This is a genomic window from Glaciimonas sp. CA11.2 (assembly GCF_034314045.1).
Lineage (GTDB): Bacteria > Pseudomonadota > Gammaproteobacteria > Burkholderiales > Burkholderiaceae_D > Glaciimonas.
The window spans coordinates 4,417,631-4,440,349 of sequence record NZ_JAVIWL010000001.1; the positions used below are offsets into that span (position 1 = coordinate 4,417,631).

Annotated in this window: 22 protein-coding genes; 8 read left to right on the plus strand and 14 right to left on the minus strand. The window is 54.1% G+C overall.

Annotated elements, in window-relative coordinates; genetic code table 11:
* Window positions 1–35 precede the first annotated feature (35 nt).
* The 9 genes from RGU75_RS19230 to RGU75_RS19270 form a co-directional block, all read right to left on the minus strand.
* On the minus strand, window positions 36–1,712 hold the full coding sequence (locus RGU75_RS19230) for a thiamine pyrophosphate-binding protein (RefSeq protein WP_322238685.1): 1,677 nt from the start codon (window positions 1,710–1,712) through the stop codon (window positions 36–38).
* Between the two features lie 39 nt (window positions 1,713–1,751).
* Complete coding sequence (locus tag RGU75_RS19235; protein WP_322238687.1) at window positions 1,752–3,485, minus strand: L-aspartate oxidase; 1,734 nt, start codon at window positions 3,483–3,485, stop codon at window positions 1,752–1,754.
* On the minus strand, window positions 3,482–4,096 hold the full coding sequence (locus tag RGU75_RS19240; protein WP_322238690.1) for a fumarate hydratase C-terminal domain-containing protein: 615 nt from the start codon (window positions 4,094–4,096) through the stop codon (window positions 3,482–3,484). Before RGU75_RS19240 ends, RGU75_RS19235 begins: the two co-directional genes overlap by 4 nt.
* Before the next feature lie 2 nt (window positions 4,097–4,098).
* Entirely contained in the window at window positions 4,099–4,974 is an 876-nt protein-coding gene (locus tag RGU75_RS19245; RefSeq protein WP_322238692.1) for a fumarate hydratase, read from the minus strand.
* 49 nt (window positions 4,975–5,023) lie between these two features.
* The gene (gene sdhC / locus RGU75_RS19250; protein ID WP_322238694.1) at window positions 5,024–5,380 is read right to left on the minus strand and encodes a succinate dehydrogenase, cytochrome b556 subunit; all 357 of its coding nucleotides are present in this window, start codon (window positions 5,378–5,380) and stop codon (window positions 5,024–5,026) included.
* On the minus strand, window positions 5,377–5,724 hold the full coding sequence (locus tag RGU75_RS19255; protein WP_322238695.1) for a succinate dehydrogenase: 348 nt from the start codon (window positions 5,722–5,724) through the stop codon (window positions 5,377–5,379). The genes sdhC and RGU75_RS19255 overlap by 4 nt, the downstream gene beginning before the upstream one ends.
* The gene (locus RGU75_RS19260; protein ID WP_322238697.1) at window positions 5,721–6,437 is read right to left on the minus strand and encodes a succinate dehydrogenase/fumarate reductase iron-sulfur subunit; all 717 of its coding nucleotides are present in this window, start codon (window positions 6,435–6,437) and stop codon (window positions 5,721–5,723) included. The genes RGU75_RS19255 and RGU75_RS19260 overlap by 4 nt, the downstream gene beginning before the upstream one ends.
* A 139-nt stretch (window positions 6,438–6,576) precedes the next feature.
* Entirely contained in the window at window positions 6,577–7,593 is a 1,017-nt protein-coding gene (locus tag RGU75_RS19265; RefSeq protein ID WP_322238699.1) for an ABC transporter substrate-binding protein, read from the minus strand.
* A 117-nt stretch (window positions 7,594–7,710) separates the two neighbouring features.
* A complete protein-coding gene (locus RGU75_RS19270) occupies window positions 7,711–8,442 on the minus strand; it encodes a sulfite exporter TauE/SafE family protein (RefSeq protein WP_322238702.1) in 732 nt (243 codons plus the stop codon).
* A gap of 187 nt (window positions 8,443–8,629) precedes the next feature.
* Here RGU75_RS19270 and RGU75_RS19275 point away from each other — a divergent pair, with 187 nt between their 5' ends.
* Window positions 8,630–9,370 (plus strand): GntR family transcriptional regulator, encoded by a 741-nt coding sequence (locus RGU75_RS19275; RefSeq protein WP_322240671.1) that lies wholly within the window; start codon window positions 8,630–8,632, stop codon window positions 9,368–9,370.
* A 282-nt stretch (window positions 9,371–9,652) separates the two neighbouring features.
* Here RGU75_RS19275 and RGU75_RS19280 read toward each other — a convergent pair whose 3' ends face one another.
* The 3 genes from RGU75_RS19280 to RGU75_RS19290 form a co-directional block, all read right to left on the minus strand.
* A complete protein-coding gene (locus RGU75_RS19280) occupies window positions 9,653–10,540 on the minus strand; it encodes a hypothetical protein (protein WP_322238703.1) in 888 nt (295 codons plus the stop codon).
* 287 nt (window positions 10,541–10,827) lie between these two features.
* Window positions 10,828–11,166 carry a hypothetical protein gene (locus RGU75_RS19285; protein ID WP_322238705.1) on the minus strand — a complete coding sequence of 113 codons (339 nt, stop codon included), beginning with the start codon at window positions 11,164–11,166 and terminating at the stop codon, window positions 10,828–10,830.
* A 439-nt stretch (window positions 11,167–11,605) separates the two neighbouring features.
* Window positions 11,606–13,294, minus strand: coding sequence for a methyl-accepting chemotaxis protein (locus RGU75_RS19290; RefSeq protein WP_322238707.1), 1,689 nt, complete (start codon window positions 13,292–13,294; stop codon window positions 11,606–11,608).
* 162 nt (window positions 13,295–13,456) lie between these two features.
* Here RGU75_RS19290 and RGU75_RS19295 point away from each other — a divergent pair, with 162 nt between their 5' ends.
* Window positions 13,457–13,672 carry a hypothetical protein gene (locus RGU75_RS19295; RefSeq protein WP_322238709.1) on the plus strand — a complete coding sequence of 72 codons (216 nt, stop codon included), beginning with the start codon at window positions 13,457–13,459 and terminating at the stop codon, window positions 13,670–13,672.
* A gap of 168 nt (window positions 13,673–13,840) precedes the next feature.
* Here RGU75_RS19295 and RGU75_RS19300 read toward each other — a convergent pair whose 3' ends face one another.
* A complete protein-coding gene (locus RGU75_RS19300) occupies window positions 13,841–14,704 on the minus strand; it encodes a patatin-like phospholipase family protein (protein ID WP_322238711.1) in 864 nt (287 codons plus the stop codon).
* 504 nt (window positions 14,705–15,208) lie between these two features.
* Here RGU75_RS19300 and RGU75_RS19305 point away from each other — a divergent pair.
* Window positions 15,209–16,585: a gluconate:H+ symporter gene (locus RGU75_RS19305; protein WP_322238713.1), complete on the plus strand. Its 1,377-nt coding sequence runs from the start codon at window positions 15,209–15,211 to the stop codon at window positions 16,583–16,585.
* Window positions 16,586–16,773: 188 nt separating this feature from the next.
* Here RGU75_RS19305 and RGU75_RS19310 read toward each other — a convergent pair whose 3' ends face one another.
* Window positions 16,774–17,616, minus strand: a complete 843-nt coding sequence (locus tag RGU75_RS19310; protein ID WP_322238715.1) for an IclR family transcriptional regulator domain-containing protein — start codon at window positions 17,614–17,616, stop codon at window positions 16,774–16,776.
* A gap of 238 nt (window positions 17,617–17,854) precedes the next feature.
* On the opposite strand from RGU75_RS19310, the gene RGU75_RS19315 reads away from it, so the two are divergent.
* From RGU75_RS19315 to yjjJ, 5 genes are all read left to right on the plus strand, one after another.
* Window positions 17,855–18,553: a 3-oxoacid CoA-transferase subunit A gene (locus RGU75_RS19315; protein WP_322238717.1), complete on the plus strand. Its 699-nt coding sequence runs from the start codon at window positions 17,855–17,857 to the stop codon at window positions 18,551–18,553.
* A 163-nt stretch (window positions 18,554–18,716) separates the two neighbouring features.
* Window positions 18,717–19,361, plus strand: a complete 645-nt coding sequence (locus RGU75_RS19320; RefSeq protein WP_322238719.1) for a 3-oxoacid CoA-transferase subunit B — start codon at window positions 18,717–18,719, stop codon at window positions 19,359–19,361.
* A gap of 91 nt (window positions 19,362–19,452) precedes the next feature.
* A complete protein-coding gene (pcaF, locus tag RGU75_RS19325; protein WP_322238721.1) occupies window positions 19,453–20,655 on the plus strand; it encodes a 3-oxoadipyl-CoA thiolase in 1,203 nt (400 codons plus the stop codon).
* A gap of 126 nt (window positions 20,656–20,781) precedes the next feature.
* On the plus strand, window positions 20,782–21,180 hold the full coding sequence (locus RGU75_RS19330) for a VOC family protein (RefSeq protein WP_322238723.1): 399 nt from the start codon (window positions 20,782–20,784) through the stop codon (window positions 21,178–21,180).
* A gap of 150 nt (window positions 21,181–21,330) precedes the next feature.
* Complete coding sequence (gene yjjJ / locus RGU75_RS19335; protein WP_322238725.1) at window positions 21,331–22,698, plus strand: type II toxin-antitoxin system HipA family toxin YjjJ; 1,368 nt, start codon at window positions 21,331–21,333, stop codon at window positions 22,696–22,698.
* Window positions 22,699–22,719: the final 21 nt, after the last annotated feature.

Below are 22,719 nucleotides of genomic sequence, written 5' to 3' on the forward strand. Positions count from 1 at the left end.
TGTTCGGGTTCGCTTGATCCTGCAAGTGCGACGAATCAGTACTTACAGCGCACCATCGGGGCCGGAGTCGACTGCAGCATGACGTTAAGGCAGGCCGGCTTGCCAGACGCCGCGGCACGTTCCAGCGCCGGCACCAGAGCGGCCAGCGTGGCCACGTATTCGCCATGCCCGCCCAGTGCCTGCGCGACCTTTTCGTAACGCGTTGGCAGCAGCTCGCAACCCAGAGTGCGGGCAGCGCCGTAATTACGTACCTGAATCTGGTACTCCGCATTCCAGCGCGCATCGTTGCCGACCACAACGATCACCGACAATCCATGGCGCACGGCAGTGTCGAATTCGGCCATGTGAAAACCGAAGGTACCGTCCCCCATTACCGCCAGCACCGGTTGCTCCGGATTAGCAGCCTTGGCCGCCAGCGCAAACGGTAGCGATGGCCCGATTGCACCGGCTACGCCGTTGATCAAACGTCGCTCTACCTGCACGGTCGCTTGCGGCCACTGACCAATTTCACCACCATCGCAGACCAGTGTGGTGCGCGGATGGCGGTCAATGAAGGCCTGCAGCGCACGCCCAAGCGCCACCGGATGCACCGGTTGATCGTCAGCAAATTGCATAGCGCGCCATTGCGGTGGCCGGTATGCGATCAGAGCACTGGCATCAACCAGCCAGTCATTGTCAGGCGCTGCGGCCACGCCGCATGCATGGGCCGACCGACCAGAATGCACAGCCCGCTTGAGCAGCGCGAGCATGGCATCGGCTGGCGCTGCCAGGGTAGCGAGCAACATACGCTTCTGGAGCAAGCCAGCAGCGCGGTCGAGCAGCGCCCTCTCGGGATCGATCACGATCCAGTGACAAAGCGCATCAACAGCTGGCGCGTGACCGAAGCACAACGTAAAGTCGAGCGGCTTGCCTAGCAAGACAATCAGGCTGGCCTGGGCGACTACCTGGGCATACGCACCGAGGCCAGGATCGTTTATGCCGCGCGGACTTTCCATGCCCACCACGGGTGCGCCCGTGCGCCGCGACAGTTCCTGCATCGACGTCCGCCCCGCCACACTGCAGAAGGTCGGTCCGCATACAATCAGCGGACGGGCTGCCGCTGCGACATGCATCAGTACCAGATCGGCGACTGCGTCTGACAGTGGGGTAACCAGACGCTCCGCATCGTCCATGCCAGGCCACAGATTGTCGGTAAGCGGCACTGCCTGTTCCAGCAGGTCGACCGGCAGGCTCAGATGCACCGGGCCCGGCCGTCCACTGCGTGCAATTTGCATGGCGCGCGCCAGATCGTGACCGAACGCCGCTGCACTCTGCACGGTCCACGACGCTTTGGTGAGCTCCCTGCAAAATTCAGCCTGGCGCATTTCCTGGAACGCGCCCTTGCCAAGTTCGTTCAGACCTGCGTGGCCGGATAGCAGGATCACAGGTGACTCTGCGGCCAGCGCGGTGGCCAGGGCGGCAGTCCCATTGGCATGACCCTGGCCGCCGGTGACAAGTGCAATACCGACTTCCCCGGTCAGTCGCGCGTAGGCGTCTGCCATGTGAACGCAGGCCGCCTCATGTCGAACATGGATCAGGTCGATTGCCGTATCAACGAGGGCATCATAGACCGGCATGATGTGATTGCCCGATAGGGAAAATATTTTCTCGACGCCAAAACGCTCTAACGTACGTACCAGAAGATCGGCACCGCGAATCGTCTCATTTGGCATGGCTGCAGGCCTTCCGTTAAACGTGTCCAGATCTGGGCGCTAGGTGATCGCGTGGCTGTCGTCAAGTATGGTTTCGCCCGGCCTGACTCGCACGAACTCGACCGGCGTGCGCGACACGATGAGTTGGCCATCAATCTGGCGCACCACGGTGAAGGTAGAACCAGGCAAGTCTTTGGTTTCCGGATAGTCTTCCCGAAAGTGCGCGCCGCGCGAATCCTCCCGCGCCAGCGCCGCCGTCACCACCACCTTGCTCACGGCAATCAGGCTTTTCAGATTTAACCAGTCATGCCAGGTCATGTTAAAGGCAGGGTCATCGTCGTCAACGCCGATCTGCGACAGTTCGATATCGAGTCGCTCGAGCGTTTGCATGCCGTGCTCCAGACCTGCCGCAGTGCGCAGGATACCGGCGTCTTCCCACATGCAGTCGTAGAGCGCTTCGCGGATCGCTTCCAGATTCCCGGCCGGGAGTCCGAGCGGCAGGCGATGCATTGCCATTGCCTGCTCCAGTGCAACTTCGTCAGCGGGCCGCAGACTATCGTTAGTCTGCACCCAGGCCGCCATGGTGTCGCCAGCAATGCCGCCGAAGACGGTCGAATTAGCCACTCCGTTGCCGCCCAGCCGATTGGCGCCATGCACGCCGCCAGTATCTTCGCCGGCTGCGAACAGACCCGTCAGCGAAGTGCTGCAATCGGGCCGGAAGATCACACCGCCCATCATGTAATGAGCGGTCGGCACCACTTCTACCAAACCGCCGGCCAGATCAAAGCCGCAATCACTGCAACGCTCGACCATGCCCTTGAACTGCTTGCGCACCTTGTCTGGTCCCAGGTGCGCCATCTGGATATAGACGCCGCCATTGGGCGAGGTACGCCCTGCCCGCATTTCGGCATAAATCGCGCGCGAGACGATGTCCCGTGTTGCGCGCTCGCCGCGCGAATCATAGGCGTGCATGAATCGCTGTTGTTCGCCGTTGAGTAGATAACCGCCAGCGCCGCGCAGACCTTCTTCCAGAACCGTGCCCGTCATCCGGGTGTGGGTACCGGCCAGCAGTCCGGTAGGGTGGAATTGCACCATCTCCATGTCGCGTAAGGCCAAGCCGGCGCGCAAGGCCATGGCCAGCCCATCGCAGCTCTTTTCACCGGATGGGGTGTGGAATTTGTACATCGTCGGGCCACCACCGGTGGCCAGCAAAACGGCCTTGGATTGCACGAACACGAACTCGCCATCACGCATGTCGATCATCAATACACCTGCCAAAGCACTCCCATCGGGTGTCCTGATGAACTCAACGGCGCGGTGTTCTTCCAGGCGATTGATGCCACGCGCCCAGACCTGCTCGGCCAGACGGTTGATGATCTCGATGCCGGTCAGGTCACCCTTGTGTACGGTGCGGTCAAAAGTCTGGCCGGCAAATGCCTTTTGATGCACAGTACCGTCGGGATTACGGTCAAAGAAGCACCCCAGTTCATTTTCCAGCTCATGAATCCGCTCGACCGCTTTGGTTACCAGAGTCCAGGCCAGTTCCTGGTCAGACAGCCACTTGCTGCCTTCGACGGTGTCCATGAAATGCCGCTCGACCGAATCGCCCTTCGCCAGCGCCACGTTGTAGCCGCCCTGGACCATGCGGGTACATCCCGATTTGCCGAGCAAGCCTTTGACCGCCACTGTGATATGCAAATCTGGATCGGCCTGATGCGCGTGCAGCGCTGCAAAGAGGCCAGCCCCGCCGGTGCCAAGGATGAGGATATCGGTTTCCAGTCGCCTGATGTTCATGACGTTTGCACGCCAAGGCTTGCCAGCACCGCTGCACGACGGGATTGGGCCTCATGGTTGACGGCGTCATACAGACTGCCGCCATGACTGTCCATCGCCACCAGCAGCGGGCCGAAATTTTTGATTTGAAATTTCCAGAGAGACTCAGGATTCAGGTCGTCCATGTCCACTTCCTCAATCTGGGTAATCCAGGTGGTTTCCAATGCCGCCGTGCCACCAATGATGGCCAGATAGGCACCGCCGATTTCCTTGAATGCCGCCAATGAGCCAGCGCGCATGCCGCCCTTGCCAATGATGATGCGCACGCCGTTCTGTCGCATCAAGGGCTCGGTAAAGCGCTCCATGCGGTCCGAGGTAGTTGTGCCAATACAGATCGGCATGTAGCCAGCAGGGTAATCGGCGCTTGGCTCGACTTTTTTGACGTTCGGTGCAGTGTGGATCACGGCATGGCCGTTCAAATTGAAGCGGGTGGCACGGCCATGGTCGAACATCTGGATCTGAGTTGCGTCGCGAATCCCGTAAAGCGTCTGGTGCAGCGTCACGGTATCGTTGATGCGTAATTGCCGGGCCTGCGCTTCGCTAACCGGCATGGTGAGTTCATAATGGGCCATGATCAGAATCCGTAGCTAAGGTTAGTCGGCGTGAAGGTCGCAGATGCACGGCGCGCCGAGTGGCACTGCATGTTAACGGCGACCGGGTTCATCGTGATGTGGGTCGCTGCCAATTCGATATGGACCGCGAATGCGGTGGCGTCGCCACCAAGTCCTTGCGGTCCGACACCGAGCGCATTGACCGCCGCCGACAATTGACGCTCAAGCAGCGCGCCATCGGGGTCGGCGCAGGATGTCCCCAGTTCCCGGGTCGAAGCACGTTTTGCGAGCGCCATGCACAACTCTGATGTGCCACCGATACCGACACCCACTATCGTCGGCGGACAGGTCTTGCCACCGGCAGCGAGCACGCAATCGATGGTAAATTGCTTGATGGCATTAATCCCCTCGGCCGGGATCGCCATTTTCAGAAACGAATTGTTTTCCGAGCCGCTGCCCTTGGGGATCATCAGGATTTTTAATACATCCGGCGTAGTGGTGAAATCGATGCTGATTGCCGGGATTTCGATACCGCAGGACGTGTGTTCGTTCTTGCGCGTCAGCGGATGCACTACCGAAGAACGCAACGGGTGTTCGCGGGTTGCCCGTTCGCAGCCACGGCGGATAGCCTGTTTCAGGGCGAAGCCATCGACCTCGACGCCGCTGCCGATGATGACCTTGTAGATCGGCACGCCAGTGTCCTGGCACAGCAAGTTATTATTGTCTTCGGCGACCCGGATGTTGGTCACCATGGTGCCGAGAATGCGTTGGGCCACTGGCGCTGTCTCGCGCCGGACCAGTTGGGCCAGGCCTTCTTTGATATCAGGTGGCAGGATCTTCAGCGCCCGGATATAGAGTTCCTTGGCGGCATCTTCCACCAGCTGCAAGTCGATTTTCATGATGCGATTTCCTTGTTCGTTGATTTAAGGTGGTCGCCGGCTGCGACTGTTACCAAAGCAGCGCCATTGCAAAGGCAAGGCCGGTGGCGATAGCAACACCGACGGCGCCAGCGATCCAGTTCTTGCGCGGACCCGACCACGTGCCGAATTCGATCAGCAGCAAGCGCACGCCACCCATCATATGCAGCGACAGCAGTACCACCAATCCCCACTCTCCGAGCTTGAACAGCGGCCGGTCGGCAAAGCGAAGAAAGCCTTCCAGCGCCACTTCACCGTGAATTGCCTGGCCGAGCGCCCAGAAATGCAGCGGCAAGAACAACGCCAGCGCCAGACCCGAAATCCGGTGTACGAGGAAGGCCCAATAGCCAGGATGGGCACGCGCCCGATAATCGTTGCGGCGGCTCATGGAAAGGTAACTCCCGCGACCGCGCGCAGGCCCAACAACAGTATCAACAGCCCGGCTACAAAAAACAGGATGCGGCCGCCGCGGTTACTCCAGCCCCACCACTCTTCGGCAATGTTGGCCACACCGATCGGCACATGCACGGCACAAGCCAGCACGAAGGTGGCATAAAAGATACCGAAGCCCCAGTTGCCACGCGTGCGTGCCAGGATCTCGATAGCGCTCAGGCCACCGCGCACCGCATAGATGATCACGCCGATATGCACCACCACGCACAGTGCCAGCACCATCGCGCTGATGCGCTGAAAGTACCAGCCCCGGGCTTGGCGCGCGACGTTACTGGTCATAGCTTGCCGCGCAAAGCGGCCCTCGCTGTTAACAGCTTCAGGCCGGAGATACCGGCGGTCGGCGCAATCTGTTTCGGACAGCGCTGGGTACAAGACCCCTGGGTATGGCAGGAATGACAGCCGCCATCTCCGGCAACGGCCTGCAAACGCGCATCCTGCTGCGTGTCACGCACGTCGTTGGCCAAAGTCCAGGCGCGGTTCAGTGCGGCGGGGCCAAGAAAGGCCGGGCGCCAGGTCACCACGTCGCAAGAGGCGTAGCAAACACCACAACCGATGCATTCGATGCCGGCATTGGCGGCCAGGCGCGCCTTGGACGCCGGGTCAACGTTGGCGAATGGATCATGGCGAGTGGTTGAACCCTTGAACTGGCCTCTGGCACTGGCCCACTTATCAAAAAATTGCGTCATGTCCGTGGCCAGATCCTTGATCACCGGCAGGTTCGACAGCGGCGCGATTTCCAGCACATCGTCGACGGCTACCTTGGACACGTGGGTGCGGCAAGTCCAACGCGCCACACCGTTGACTGTCATAGCGCACGAGCCGCACATGCCAACCCGGCAAGAGAAGCGGTAACTGAGGGTATGGTCAAGCTGGCGCTGGATGAACGTCACCACATCCAGCACGGTCTGGCTCTCGCGCCGCGGTACATCATAGGTCTTGAAACTACCCTTTTCCTTGCCGCGCCAGACTTTTACTTTCAAGCTGTTTGTCATGATGTCACCTGGTTTCTGCCTGCAATTGATATGCGGCGACCGGCCAGCCCATTCCTTCACGTGGCAACCGGATCATTGTATGAAATTTGGTCAGGCCCACGCCGCGCACGCCAACGGCGGCCAGCGTGCGCTTTGCGCTTCAGCTTCCTGGCAAATTGCGCACATTCGGGAAGAACATTTCTTTCCACGACGATGGCTTGACCTTGATCATGCCAATGCGCTGCATGAACTCGGCATATTTCATCGAATTCTTTGGTGTCGTGGTGAATTCGATGTTCGGATCGTTCAACATTTTTTCAATGAAAGCGACCGATTCCTTCGTCTTGGCAGCCTTGACGTAGAACTCGGCAGCGGCCTGCTTGTCCTTGTTGATCAGCGCAATCGCGGAGTCGAAAGCACGCAGAAAGGCGGCATAGGTTTTCGGATTAGCGGTGACGAACCTGGTGCTGGCCCAGACCACGTTGAACGTATGCGGCCCGCCTGTCACGTCGTAAGAGTTGAGGACGGTATGCATCCCTGGCTTTTCCAGCTCGACGTACTGGAACGGCGGTGCCGTGAAGTGACTATTAATCGGGCTACCACCGCCTAGCATGGCCAGCATCCCGTCCGGGTGCGATTGCGTGACGGTGAGGGCATCCAGACGATTGGCCTGTCCGGCTCCAAATTCTTTTTCCGCTGCCATCTGTAGCGTAATCGCCTGTATCGACACTTTTACGGCTGGCAACGCGATCTTGTCCTTCTCAGTGAAATCCTTCAGGCTCTTGATGTCGGGATTGTTTGTGTTTAGCAGCAATGGCATCGAATTCATCGCGCCGATGGCCTTGACGCCAATGTTGTTTCTGGTTTTGGCCCATAGCGTGATGAACGGTCCAAGGCCCCCGGAAGCAAACTGCAAGTCACCCGACAGCAATGCATCGTTCATCACGTTACCGCCAGCAAACTTGGCCCAGGTGACCTTGACGTCGCCAAGGCCCGCCGCTTTGGTTTCCTTCTCGAGCAGCTTGTTTTCCTGCATGATCATCAGCGGCAGGTAACTGATGCCGTATTGCTGGGCGATGGCGACTTCACTGACTTCTGCCAGCGCGCTGGTGAGTGAACCCAACGTAAGTACCGTGCCTAGTAAGACCGGCAAGCCGAATTTTTGTCGAAATTTCAAGATGTCTCCTCTTTTTATGGAAGGGGACCGCGCACTTTGTGCGTCGGGGTCGTACAGTGCGCGCAATAACAGATATCACCGCCCAGATATCACTGCGCCAATTCGTCTAGTTGGATGCTAAAGCAGCAGCGCCAGCCCGGACAATAGAAATAGCAGCAATATCAACTTTCTAAATCCATTTTCGCTCACATGATGAAACAGCCGCAGTCCCAGCCAGGTGCCGACCATCAGCGCAGGCAGGCACAATAGAACGTTGCGTGCAGTGCTGGCATTCAATTCACCTGCCGAGCCCATCCATGCCAGCGTCATGAGATGCACGATCAGAACGTATGACTGGAACACGCCGCGCTGATCGCCCTTGCTCCAGCCACGCAAGCCGCACCACAAGGTCGGAAAAATGCCGTTCAGGCTGGTTGCGCCACCCATGAAGCCACCCAGCATGCCGATCGCACCGTCAGCCACCTGTCCACTATATGCACCGAGCCGCATCACCGGCATGACAGGCCTGGAAAACATGTATAGGCTGTACGCCACCAATACCACGCCCACCGCCTGCCGGACAACATGGCCATCGAGTCGGTGCAATGCCGCCACGCCGATCGGCACACCAATCATGGCCCCGGCCAGAAACGGCCAGAGCAACCGGAGCCGCACCATGCCGCGCAGACGCCACACCAACGCCGCATTGACCAGCATCGAACAGATAACTACCAGTGGCACCACCTGGGACGGTGCCAGCACATGCAGCCAGATCGCCGATGCAATCAATCCAAACGCAAAGCCACTGCTTCCCGACACCATTGCAGCGAGAACTGCACCAGAGAGGATCACACCAACTTCATACGCCATCTGGCCCGCTCCGCATTAACATTGAGATCTAATGTAGGACCATTATTCATCAATGTCAACTATATGACATGTATCATTTAAAATAAAATGGTATCATTCGGCGACGAGATACGGCCTCGTCAGAATGGCATTGCCTTCCATGGAACCGTCCGCCGTTCATTCACACATCAGAACTGACCATCCCACCATGCTCGAACTCGATCCCTCATCCACGCTCGGCACCACACTTTACGAAGAGGTCAAGCGGCAGATGCTGCACGCCTTATGTGCTGGCGAATGGAAACCAGGGGAAGTGATCCCTGCCGAAAAACGCCTGTGCGAGCGCTTCCGCGTATCAATCGGCACCCTGCGCAAGGCAATCGACGATCTTGTCGCAGACAATATTCTGGTACGACATCAGGGACGCGGCACATTCGTGGCGTTGCACAATCGCGAGCAACAATCGTTCCGGTTTTTTAATTTTGTCGCTCATGACGGCCACAAGACTTCTCCGAAAGTGGAGCTATTGTCCTTCACCAGAAAAAAAGTAAGTAAGATCGCCGCCGATATGCTCGGCTTGCCCGGTACGTCAAAGGTTATTGCATTCACGAATTTGCTGAGCCTCGATGGTCGACCGGTGGTCATCGACGACATCATCCTGCCCGAAGTTCTTTTCGTACGCATGAGCGAAGATCAGGTGCGCAACCGGGCCAACACCCTGTACCACCTGTATCAGGCCAGCTTTGGTCTGAACGTGATCCGAACTGAAGAACGCTTGCGTGCAGCCAGCGCCACCGAAGCACAGGCCCGTATACTCGGCATTTCTACGGGCGCTCCGTTGCTGGAATTGCGGCGCGTTGCTTATTCTTATAACGATCAGCCCATCGAATGGCGAGTGTCACATGTTAACTCCGAACGGCACGAATATTTGGTGCCAAAAAGTCGCTAAATCCGCCTGCCAGGGATTTTTAAAATGGCACGGACTCTTGCTCGGCACCATGATGTAAAAGTTCAGGGAATCGTAGACCTCGGCAAATTCATCTATAGTTTTCTACCCCTACTCATCGGTAGTAGTAGCATTTTGTAGACCAATTTACCCTTACAATAAAGAGTCCAGTTAACACCGGAGGCAGCCTAAGCAAGATGTTAAAACGCGTTGTCAGTGATGACAAGATCGATTTTCGGCTGAGTTGGGAGATCGACATTTTGCTTAGAAGCTGTTTAGAGTCATTCAATAAACCAAGTTCGCTCCGAAATCGGGCGTCTGCCCTGCCTGAACTGCACTCTTCCACTTGTCGAGACGCCCGTCTTCCAACTTCCAGAATTTGCGGCAGAGTTCGAAGTATTCAAGCACAATCTCACGCTCACCTTTTTTTATCAAATCTGAAGCAAGACTAACGTTGGGACCAAAAGTGTCGAGTTGAGGAGAGCCTGGCGTATGTCCGGCCAACAAAAGGTAGCGTTTAGCATCAACAATTCGATCTTGTTGGACTGCAATTCTACCCAGCACCAGGTTTATATCCTGAACCGCATTTCCATAGTTCCAATTGTTCTTAAATTGTGGAAGTAACGTGTTCTGTTCCTCGGCATATTTCTTTGCCTCATCAAGGTGTCCTTTTTCAAAGTATTTTTTAGCGGCGTCACCGAGCTTATAAAAGCGCTCTTCCGGTAATTTAATCGTCGACAAATCAGGAAGACCCTCCCGAGAAGGCAGAAAAGGTATCGCATCAGGCGTGTCTAAGAGCTTTGAAATCTTGCCACTATCATCGGTTATAAATCCGGCTTTAACTAAGAACCGGAGGTTCTTCGCGGCTTGATCGAGATCGCCAGTTTCAATGACTTTTAGTATAAGGTTGCCTTCGAACTTTGATCTCTCCAATTCTCGCGTTGATTGCACCTGTAAGAGTGCACCGATCGCAGACGCAACCATGCCTGCCACCGCAACTAAGATAGTTGTCGCACTAGGCGACCACTTTGTCTTCATGTCAGGTGCCTTCTGAGTGGCGAGCTGATCTCGCTTGAGCGCTATCTCAATTTCTCGAATCCTCATGTCTGCTTCCAACTTACGCTCTTCTAATAAAGGCGAAGATTCTTGGATATTCTCAAGTTGAGTGGACATATTTGCTCTCTTCAAGGAGGCGAGGTGCAATGCAGATCATGTAGAAGTCACTTTTAGAGTTAGATGTGTACTCTTCTACTGTACTTCGGATCATTAGGTAAGTATCGTTACGGTAACAATTAGGATGCTTGCATTAAAGAGCCGTCACGGCGCTTCCAACCGACACTGTAAAACCACTCGGCCAGATGCCGGTAGTTGTTGTCGTCCCTGATAGACAAGTGTTCTATTGTTGAAATAACGCCAAAAACCGGAAGCATTTATTGAACGACGCACTGCGCCTGAATGGATTATTCTGCCGGGCTCACATTGTGGCTTGGGCGGCAACCCAGCTTGTCAATCGGCAGTTCCGCAAAGCGCGCCAGCATGTGGGATGACGTCAATGCAAACCGCAGCAAGGTTTCTGTATCAGCAATATTCAGCATGGGTGTCGTATCAGTATCTCTGTCCATATTGCTGAAATGGGCCAGATCAATGCAGGTTTGTATGCCTTGGCAGACATCCTTGGTCAATGCATAAAATTCTGCGGCTTCTTCATTTTTGTGATGTTCAGGCAGCCATGAAAACGGCTGATGGAGAGATTCTGGTGATGTTGGCGATGTGTATCTGGTTCTGGTCGGCTTGCTCATGATTGACCTACCAGTTTGATGGAAATAATGCGGGACTTAATGATGGTAAAAACGAGGTGGGATAGGCAGGATGGTACTCAGCATTGTTGGTTCCTTTTTTGCGGTTGAACCGCGCACCGCTACTAAGTAGGGTGGGCAGCAAATAGCAGGGTTAGCAGACTGGTAAAGCAAGCAAAAATCCAGCAAGCCCGAAGGCTTCCCCGCCACCGCCGCCCAGAGAGGACGTACGACGACAGAAGCACATAAAAATACGGCATGACGCCGTTTGTGCGCTTAACTTTAATCAGGCTGCTAAACCAGTTCCTCTTTTTCTCGAGGGCGAACTGAGTATAGAACATTATTGCAATTCCTGGAAACCCTTAAACAAGCGATCGCTATCGAAGCCTGTCGGTATTGATCGCGCGCCAACACTCAAGACCGAACACCGCCGCTGGTTTTATCAGCCAGCAGCGCAATGAAAAGGATCGCCATCCGCACCAGCAACACCACGCCCAGCCCGATTAGCCCATACGATGTGCTCAAATGCCGTCCGGGCTTGGGAATGGACAGTCTGCTCAAATTCGTTGCTCTGCTCGTCGTCCAGTTTAAACACGCTGACTACTTGCGCCAGATTGCCCGCCTGGTCTTGCAGCGATTCGGCCTCAGCCGCCGCTTTTTCTACCAATGCTGCATTGCGCTGCGTCACTGTGTCCATCTCAGCGATGGCTTGGTTGATCTGTCCGATTCCGACTTCCTGATCCCGGGTGGCGACATCAATCTCTGCCATCACCTCGGACACGCGCTGAACGCTGGCCACGATTTCGTCCATGGTGGCGCCGGCCTGATTGACCAGCTTGCTGCCCGCCTCCACCCTTCCTACCGAATCCTCGATCAGGGACTTGATTTCCTTTGCAGCGATGGTGGAACGCTGGGCGAGAATACGCACCTCGGCAGCGACGACGGCAAATCCGCGACCATGATCACCGGCACGCGCCGCTTCCACGGCAGCATTCAGCGCCAAGATATTTGTTTGGAATGCGATTGCTTCGATAACGCCGGTGATGTCGCCAATCTTCCTGGCCGACTCATTAATCGACGCCATCGTCACAACCGTTTGCGATACCACTTGGCCACCCTTGACCGCAACATCCGAAGCAAACGCAGCCAGGCGATTGGCCTGCCGTGCGTGATTGCCGTTTTGCTTGACGGTGGAAGTCAGTTCCTCCATGGAGGCTGCAGTTTGTTCCAGTGCACTGGCCTGCCGCTCGGTACGGGATGACAGATCACGATTGCCGACGGCGATTTCCCGTGACGCGACATCAATGGCCTCCGCGCCCGCCCGCACTTTGGCGACCTTACCAGCGAGCACTTGATTCATCTCGCGTAGCGCGGACAACAGCTGCCCGATTTCATCCTTGCGATCAACATCAATGGTTGCACGCAAATCGCCTTGCGCCACTTTTGTCGCGAGCTGAACCGCTTGCTTGAGCGGCTCCACAATACTGCGGGTCAGCAGCCAAGCCAGCAATACACCCGAGGCAAGTGCCAGAGCGCCCAGCCCGGCCAGCAATGCGCGATTGATCTGGAATTGGCGAGCCGATTCCAGGGCCAGCGATTCCGCCTGCTTTTTCTGATGCGCGACAAGTGCATGAACCGCGTCGATATAAGCCTTAAAGGTAGATGCCATTTTCGAATCAACCAATTGCTCTACCTCCATCGTCCTGCCCCCCGCTTTCAATTTAAATACTTCGTCGCGCACAAGCTGGTACGTTTTGCGTTGCTTACCCATCGATGCCAACAATGCCTGCTCTGGCGCATCATGCGGTACCGCTCGCAGCTTGTACTCAACATCGGCGACCAATTTCTCGCCCATGGTCGTGCGATTTTGAAAGTATTCAGCAACTTCGAGGCTATCACTTTTGGCAATCAGCACCGCCCGCTCGCCATTGAGCTGAACGGCAGCGAGCAAGTCAGCCGCCAGTTGCTGTTTGGCCAGCTTGTCGTGCACGAGGTATTCAGTCATGTCGTTGGCCGACTGCAAACGCCAAAGCGCAATCGTCGTCATCGACGCCATCACCGCCAACACAAGTACAAAAGAGAAAATGACCCGAGAGCCGGTAGACAGGTTGGAAAATTTGGGAAATCTCATTTTGTAGGGGGCTTTGCGTGAAATGCCGAAAGAAATAACTCGGGCAGTATATAAAGCCATTGTTACCGCACTATTACCTATTGCAGACTTACGGAAAAATATTTCCTAGGCGGCAAAAAAAGCTAGCTACAAAACGTATGTTAAATCAGTACATTGTCGCGCATGACATCGAAGTCCCCGACCCGACTGAATTACTGCCAGGACCTGCCGGTAAGCCAGCTCAAACATACTATCGCGGACTACACGGACCACACGCGTAAAGATCCAGCGTCTTTTGAGATCGCCAAAGACAGCTGGACGCGTCCAACTTATCTGCCTTTAGAGTCGGCAGATATACAGGAAGGCCGCGGCGCGTGGTTGCGATACAAGAAGCAGTGAAGTCCTGAAATAGCGCGCTTGAAGTAGCGGTTCCTTCCGCTCAGAAAACCAATTAATTTCGAACTGAAATCAATGGTTCATGCGGGGTGAATGGGATAACTTACCTGCTTGGTAATCACAACTGCGACATCTTTTGAGATATCGCAGTTGTCTTGATGTCAAACATTCTTATTGATGAGAATGTGGAATCAACGCACTCGGTATCTCGCGACTATCCAGTCCGCCAGATGCCAGCCAAAGCCGCGTTGCATTGGCCGCCCTATCGATCAATGCGCCTGACTGGCTGTAATCATAAGGTGACACGTCTAGTGGGCATAGCGGAGCGACCACTGCGATGGCTGCGTGCGATGACCAACGCTCCAAATCGACCAACAGTTGCCGCGCGACAAGCAGGTTGAGGGCACGCATGGCGTGCTCAAGCGCTCCTCTGGGCGGACGCCGTTCGGCACAGGTAAAGCCGGTGGATAACACAATCACGCGGGTCGCGCCCAAGCGAATCGCGGTAGAAATAGGTGTATTGTTAGCAACACCGCCGTCAATTAGTAACTGTCCCGCCACCAATACAGGTGGGAATACGCCCGGGATAGCTGTACTTGCCAATACCGCATCGACCACAGAGCCGGAGGAAAGTACAACCTCGCTACCGGTCGTCATATCGGTGGTCACCACATAGACCGGCAAACCGCTATTCTCAAGACGTGTTTCACCGAATTGAAGATGCAAAAACGCGCGCAGTTTTGCAGAACTGATCAGATGCGACCCTTTTGTGCCGAATATACCTAATGCGCCAAGTATTGAGAGAATCGACCACGGCATAATATGCTCTCGACGCGTACCGCGCCACAACAACTCCAGCGCCAGCGCCCCAGCCATATGTGGCTGAAAAGCAAAAAAAACGCTATTAATCGCACCCGCCGAAGCACCTACCAACAAATCCGGAGCGACGCCTGAAGCGATCAGTTCGCGCAGCATGCCTGCCTCGATAGCACCGAGACTTCCTCCACCGGCGAATACAAATGCGGTCTTTTCCATCGCAGCAACCTTCGCGTCTTTATGTTGAGCGAGCCAGTCATTAAATCTGCAAATTGGTGGAAAACTTCGCTAGAACATATTAATGATCCTAGCATTCACCACAGCGTACCCTAGCCTTTGATCGAAGTAAATCTGCAAACAAAACAGCATAGAAAAATCAATGGACTATCGTAATGGCCTTCTTACAGCAGAAATACGGAGCATTTTCTTTTGTTTCAATTTAAATTCAGGCCGGGTCTCAATTTCATGGTGTTAAAGAGCCTTCACGGCGCTTCGAACCGACACTGTAAAACCACTCGGCAAGATACCGGTAGTTGTCGTCGTCCCTGAGGGACAAGTGTTCTATGTTTCATATGGTAACTTTTCAGTAACAAAGTTCAGGTCTCACATGGCCAGCATTTTATGTGACATTAATGTGAAGTTGCCCTTTAATGGCCACTCCTGCATGGCAAGCCCAAAATAGGATATCGTAGCGCCTCATTTAACAAAGTATCATCGAAGGAGTTGCAATTGGATCTGTCGCACGCAGTGTGGATCGCTCACGATACCCGCCTTATCATCTGTTGCGTTGTGGCGATAGGTGCCATTATCCTGCTCATCAGCGCGACCAAATTACCGCCTTTTTTGTCGATCCTTGTCGGCACTTTTATTGCTGGACTTGGGGCGGGCTTGCCGCCTGAAATGGTAGCCAAAGCGTTTAGCAAAGGCGCAGGTGGCATTTTGGGTGAGGCCGGCATTATCATTGGGCTTGGCGCCATGCTTGGTGCTTTGATGGCTGTTTCGGGTGCTGCGGATCGCATCGCTACGACGCTGTTAAGCAAGGCCAGCGGGCGCGCCCTTCCCTGGGTTATGGCGGCGGTTGCCATGGTTATCGGTCTGCCGTTATTTTTTGAGGTTGGCCTTGTGATGATGGTGCCGATCATTTTTGTAATTGCGCGCCGCTCCGGTCAACCATTGCTGAAAATTGCTATCCCGGCATTAGCCGGTATGACGACGCTGCATGCACTCATGCCGCCACACCCCGGTCCACTTATTGCCGTTAGCGCTCTGCATGCCGATCTCGGTCTGACGATGATGCTGGGGTTTATTATTGCTGTGCCTGCGGTGATTTTGGCTGGGCCGCTGTATGGAATCTGGCTATCGCGCCGTATGCCGATTGAACTGCCTGCTACCGTAGGGGCCGTGTACAGCGCAAAAGAAACGCAAAACAAGCAACCAAGTTTTGCGCTGTCACTGCTGATCATTTTGTTACCTGTGATTCTGATGCTTGGAAGTACGCTGGCAAAAGTGGCGATGGCACCGGAAAGCCAACTGGCTTTGCTGCTGAAGTTTTTGGGTGAACCGCTGGTCGCGCTTGGACTGGCCGTATTGGCGGCGGTGATATTTCTTGGATGGGGAAGCGGCTTGCCGCGTGAGCGCGTCGGTGACTTGTTACGTAAGAGTCTTGCGCCGATTGCCGTGCTGTTGCTGACCATCGGCGCTGGTGGTGGACTTAAACAAACCTTGCTGGATGCGGGCATGAGCACGACGATCAGCAAAGCGGCTGAGGTCGCGCATCTGCCTTATATTCTTCTCGCATGGCTGATTGCCGTGGCACTGCGGCAGGCGACTGGCTCTGCAACTGTGGCGACCACCACCACCGCCGGTATTTTAGCCCCGCTGGCCATGGGCATGTCGGCGACGGAAGGTTCTTTGATCGCGCTTTCTATTGGTGCTGGTTCGGTATTTTTCTGCCACGTTAATGATGCCGGATTCTGGATGGTGAAAGAATTTTTTGGCCTGGAACTCAAGCAGACACTGTGGGTCTGGTCGGTGTTGCAGACTATTGTGTCGGTAGTTGGATTAGCTGGAACACTATTGCTTTGGCAGCTTTTGCATTGAGTATTGCTACAGCGCTGAACCTGGCGCTGATTCATTACATTGGCTCGGCATCGCGAAGGTGGTTCTTTCGAGAAATACTGAAGAGTTAGCCGAATTCATGTATCTAAAATATCCACCCAAATAACCACCCAAATCCCCGATCAGCAACGTTGATTGGGGATCTAAAAAGATCCAATGCTGCCACGCTCTTACGATTGTGCACGCACTAGCAGATTGATTTTGGCCGCCGCCGCCATCAATGCGGGAAGGCAGTTCTCTAATAACTGGGTCGGGCTTGGATTGTTTGCCTGTCCACTGATATTAATCGCAGCCACGACGCGACCGTTACGATCAACAATCGGTGCCGCCATTGACACCAGGCCGGGCTCCAATTCCTCCCTGACCAGACTCCATCCCTGAATGCGAACCTGCTCGATCGTCTCCTCCAGACGCTTTGGTTCGATAATGGTGTTTGGGGTATGCTGGGCCAGTATCATTCTGTGCAAGCGATCACGCAATGTCGCTGGTGGCAAGCCAGCCAATAAGACCCGCCCCAACGACGTGCAGTAAGCTGGCAACCGACTGCCAACGCCAAGGTGAATCGACATGATTTTGTGGGCAGGTACTCGCAAAATATAGACAATTTCGTCGCCATCCAACACGGCGGCTGAACAGGATTGTCGCAGGCTTTCTACGAGGTCTTCCATCACCGGTTGGGCCTGCGTCCATACCGGTAATGATGATAAATAAGCAAACCCGAGTTCTAATACTTTAGGTGTTAAACGGAACAAGCGCCCTTCTGCGGCGACGTAACCGAGATGCAATAAAGTCAGCAAAATTCGACGCGCTCCCGCACGCGTCAGGTCAGCGCGTTCGGCGACTTCCGTTAGCGTTTGAGAAGGCGCATCTGCGCCAAAACTTCGTAACACAGACAGGCCACGGGCAAATGACTGCACATAACTATCGCCGGGCTTTGGAATGGCAGACGACGGATGATGGGAGTCCGGTAACTCTGGTTCTTCTTGAAGAGGGAATGGCACACTATCCGACATGTTTATGCTCTTTCAAATTTCTTAATAACAATTGGATAACTTCTACCCGCTTCCCAAACGCTGAAAGTGTAAATGGATGGCGCCGAATTAATTAACAAAAAACAATTAAATAATGCGCTAACAAATATTGACAACGCAGCGGTCCCTGTCTATTCTTATCCCATAAGTTCTAAATGCGAATATTTGTTCATTATAAGAACTTTAAACGATATTTCAACCTAATGTTCGTATAAAAACCATGATTAACAAAATAATTCCTTCTGTGACAGAAGCGCTGGCAAATATTCATGATGGTGCAACGATCATGATCGGTGGCTTTGGCGGTGCTGGACAACCTGCCGAATTGATCGATGGTCTGATTGCGCACGGCGCAAAAGATTTAGTGATCGTCAATAACAATGCCGGTAACGGTGAAACTGGTTTGGCCGCCCTGCTCAAGGCTGGTCAGGTGCGCAAAATCATTTGCTCTTTCCCGCGACAAGCGGACTCGCATATCTTCGACGGTCTATATCGCTCCGGGAAGTTGGAGCTCGAACTTGTCCCGCAAGGTAATCTTGCCGAGCGCATTCGTGCTGCCGGTGCTGGTATCGGCGCGTTCTTTACACCAACCGGTTTTGGCACGCAATTGGCGGAGGGCAAAGAAACCCGGGAAATCGACGGTCGCATGTATGTGCTGGAAAGCCCGATTCATGCCGATTTTGCGTTGATCAAAGCCGAATCTGGTGACCGTTGGGGCAATCTGACGTATCGCAAAACAGCCCGTAATTTTGGCCCGATCATGGCAAGCGCAGCCAAGGTGACGATTGCATCGGTACATCAAATTGTCGATTTGGGCAGTCTTGATCCAGAAGCAGTCATCACGCCTGGCCTCTACGTGCAACGCATCGTTTTAGTGCCGCGTACCGCTACGGGACCGGCTGGTCTTAAAGCTGCATAGTGGACATGTGATAAAGACGCTGACGTATGCGAACGATTGGGCAACGCGGTCAACTTGGCGATTATGCCGTTAACCGCTTCCTGGTTGCAGATCAATATGCTTACCAAGCGCCATAAATGATAAGAGTACAAGTCAGCCTTAGTACAAAATAAGCGAGAAAAATATGAGCAAGTGGACAAGAGAACAAATGGCGCGACGCGTTGCGCAGGATATCCCGGATGGCGCTGTGGTCAATCTTGGTATCGGATTGCCGACCATGGTGGCGAATCATTTGCCGAGTGATCGGGAAGTGATTCTGCATAGTGAAAATGGCGTGATTGGCATGGGCCCTGCGCCCGCGGAGGGTGAAGAGGACTACGATCTTATCAATGCGGGTAAACAGCCTGTGACATTGTTGGCGGGCGGATGTTATTTTCACCACGCCGATAGTTTTGCGATGATGCGGGGCGGCCATTTGGATGTCTGTGTATTGGGTGCGTTTCAGGTATCTGTCGGTGGTGATCTGGCAAATTGGCATACCGGCGCACCGGACGCCATTCCGGCAGTCGGCGGCGCGATGGATCTTGCGATTGGTGCAAAGAAAACTTACGTCATGATGGAACATATGACGAAATCAGGCGAAAGCAAACTGGTATCAGCTTGCACGTATCCGTTAACCGGCGTCGCTTGTGTCAGCCGCATCTACACCGATCTGGCCGTCATCGATCTGGATGCAGATGGTGCCAAAGTGATCGAAATCGTTGAAGGAATGACGTTCGATGCATTGCAAAAGGTGACGGCTGTTCCACTGATTAACTTGGCTGGCTGAGTCATCGAATAAAGCTAATCTGCATATCTGCTGTGCTTACCAAAGGTGGCACAGAGCTCAAAATAATAATCATTAATCAACGGAGAGTGTCATGTCCCATGCTTTTATTTGCGATGCCCAACGCACGCCCTTTGGCCGTTACGGCGGTGCTTTGTCTGGTATCCGCGCTGATGATCTAGGCGCAATTCCTATCCGCGCCTTGATAGCCCGCAATCGGCAAGTTGACTGGCACGCCGTGGCTGATGTGATCTACGGTTGCGCCAATCAGGCTGGTGAAGACAACCGCAATGTTGCGCGCATGTCGGCATTGCTGGCTGGCTTGCCGGTTGATGTACCGGGCGCTACCATCAACCGTTTGTGCGGTTCAGGTATTGATGCTATCGGCACTGCAGCGCGTGCAATTAAGAGCGGTGAAGCGGGATTGATGATTGCCGGTGGCGTGGAAAGTATGAGTCGTGCGCCGTTTGTCATGGGCAAGGCTGAAAGCGGATTTTCCCGTGCTGCAAAGATTGAGGATACGACGATCGGCTGGCGCTTTATCAATGCACTGATGAAAGCCCAATACGGCGTCGATACCATGCCAGAGACGGCTGAAAATGTGGCGGCGGAATACGGTATCAGTCGCGCTGACCAGGACAAAATGGCCCTCTCAAGCCAGATGAAAGCAATCGCCGCGCAACAAGCAGGCGTTTTCGATAGTGAGATTGCACCGGTGACGATCACGCCAAAAAAAGGCGAACCCATCGTCATTAGCAAGGATGAACATCCGCGTGCTACGTCACTTGAGGCATTGGCAAAACTCAAACCCATCGTCAAGGCTGACGGTACAGTAACAGCGGGGAATGCATCCGGCGTGAACGACGGTGCGTGCGCCTTGCTGTTGGCTAATGAGACCGCAGCGTCACAGTACGGATTAGTGCCTAAAGCGCGTATTGTTGGTATGGCGACCGCAGGCGTGACGCCACGGGTAATGGGTATTGGACCATTTCCTGCCACGTTAAAAGTATTGGAGTTGACCGGTCTGCGCCTGGATCAGTTTGATGTCATCGAACTCAACGAAGCGTTTGCAGCACAAGGGTTGGCCGTGCTCAGACAGTTGGGCTTGCAGGATGACGACCCGCGTGTGAATCCAAACGGTGGCGCTATAGCACTCGGTCATCCATTGGGTGCGTCCGGCGCACGTCTGGTAATGACTGCGGTAAATCAGTTGCAACGTACTGGCGGACGATATGCACTGTGTACGATGTGTATCGGAGTCGGACAAGGGATTGCGATTGTGCTTGAGCGGGTATAATTTTTTCTGGTGTCGTTTTAAACTACTTTTGAAAGTAATTTAAAACAGGCTTTGGAACGCCTAAAAAGGTGCCAGATCGGCGTATGAGACACGTTCAAATCTTGATTGGTATATTAAGGAGGCGGTTTGATTTCTCATGTTTTTGTTGGGGTGAATGACTTTCCCGCTGCGCTGGTTTTTTATTCAGCGGTCACGCGCGAGCTTGGACTGATTTTGAAGTTCAGCGAGCCCGACAAATCATGGGCTGGTTGGGTTGCGCCAGATGCGCCTCGTCCCATTTTTGTCATCGGCAAACCCTATGATGGCAATACCGCGACCGCTGGAAACGGGCAGATGATCGCCCTCCTCGCTCCTACGCGTGCGGCTGTGGATCGCACTTACGCCAAGGCGTTATCCCTTGGTGGACGCTGTGATGGACCGCCCGGTTTGCGGCCGCATTATCACCCTGATTATTACGGCGCTTATTTTTCTGATATCGATGGAAATAAGTTGTGTGTTTGCTGTCACGACCCTATTCCGGCATAGCAATCATTAGAACAATTGCAGACACTGTATAAATAAGCGCAACTAAAATTACAACAATAATTCCGATAAATTATCTATTCATTAGATATTCAATTAAACTATAAAAAATGACATTTTTATTCTTATAATTTTTATTAAATATCTATTCATATGTTATTCAATAACAAAAAAAATCAGATAACGGCGCTGCGCCAACTTCTTGCTAAGGAACCGACTGATGCGAAGACGCTTTCTTCCGCACTTGGTATCAGCCAGCCGACGTTTTCACGGTTGTGGCCGACCGCTGGCAACGACATTCTTGCAATCGGCGCTGCACGGGCGACCATGTACGGGCTGGCACGTACCATTCGTGATGTTGGCCCGTCGCTGCCTATTTTTCGTATCAATGCCGATGGACATCCTGAAGACTTCGCGCAACTCACCGTTTTATCAGGTCATTGGTACGCGTACCAATTTACAGGCAACAAAAGCGTCTTTACCTGCGAAGGATTGCCGTATTTCCTACAGGATAGTCGGCCACAAGGTTTTTTGGGGCGCATGGCACCGCGCGAAAACGCTGATTTGCATCTGCCAGAAGACATTCTGGAATGGACGGATGACGACGCACTGTATTATTTAGCCCGACGCGGCGAAGATAATATGGGCGATCTTGTCGTTGGTAATGAATCCTACCGCCGCTTCCTGGGGGACAATTCGGATACGCAAAGCAATCTGCTTGCAGAGGCTGACCGCGACACGCGCTATCCTGAATTAGCAGAACGTGCATTAAAAGGTGAGGCTGTTGGCTCATCTGCGGGAGGCGAGCAACCCAAATTCACTACCGCTATTGTACGCGGCACGGATGATTCACCGTCGGCGGTGATCGTCAAATTTTCTCCCGACATTCGCACGGCCGGTGGTCGACGTTGGGGCGATCTGCTGATTGCCGAACATCTGGCGATCGCGATGTTGCGCGAAAATGGCATACCGGCTGCCGCTTCCAGCATTTTAGTTGCTGGCAATCGCGTGTTTCTGGAGTCTGTCCGCTTTGATCGTATCGGCACGGCTGGACGAACGCCGATGATATCGTTGTCGGGGTTGATCGGTGAAACGGGAGCCGCTGAAAAAACCTGGTCATTTGTCGCGACGATGCTCGCTAATCGGAAAAAGTTATCTCAGGCTGACTTGGTCGTGATCCAGTTACTGGACGTCTACGGCGCGTTAATTGGTAATACTGATCGTCATCCGGGTAATCTCTCTTTGTCCTGGACGGTGGAGGGATTTTTTGCCTTGAGGCCATGTTACGACATGCTGCCGATGATGTATCGGCCAAATGCACAAGGCGAAGTGATAGAACGCACATTCACTTTATCCGGTTTGGATCGCCTCGACTTACGTCAGTTGCCGGTTGCGGCGAACCTTGCTAATCAATTTTGGAATAAGGTGTGCAAAGATCACCGTATCTCAGATGACTTCAAACGCATCGCTGGTCTGCATATGGCGGCTATGGCGATTGCCGCTCCCGAAACAAGGATGTGACTTTGGTGGAGTGTTGAGATG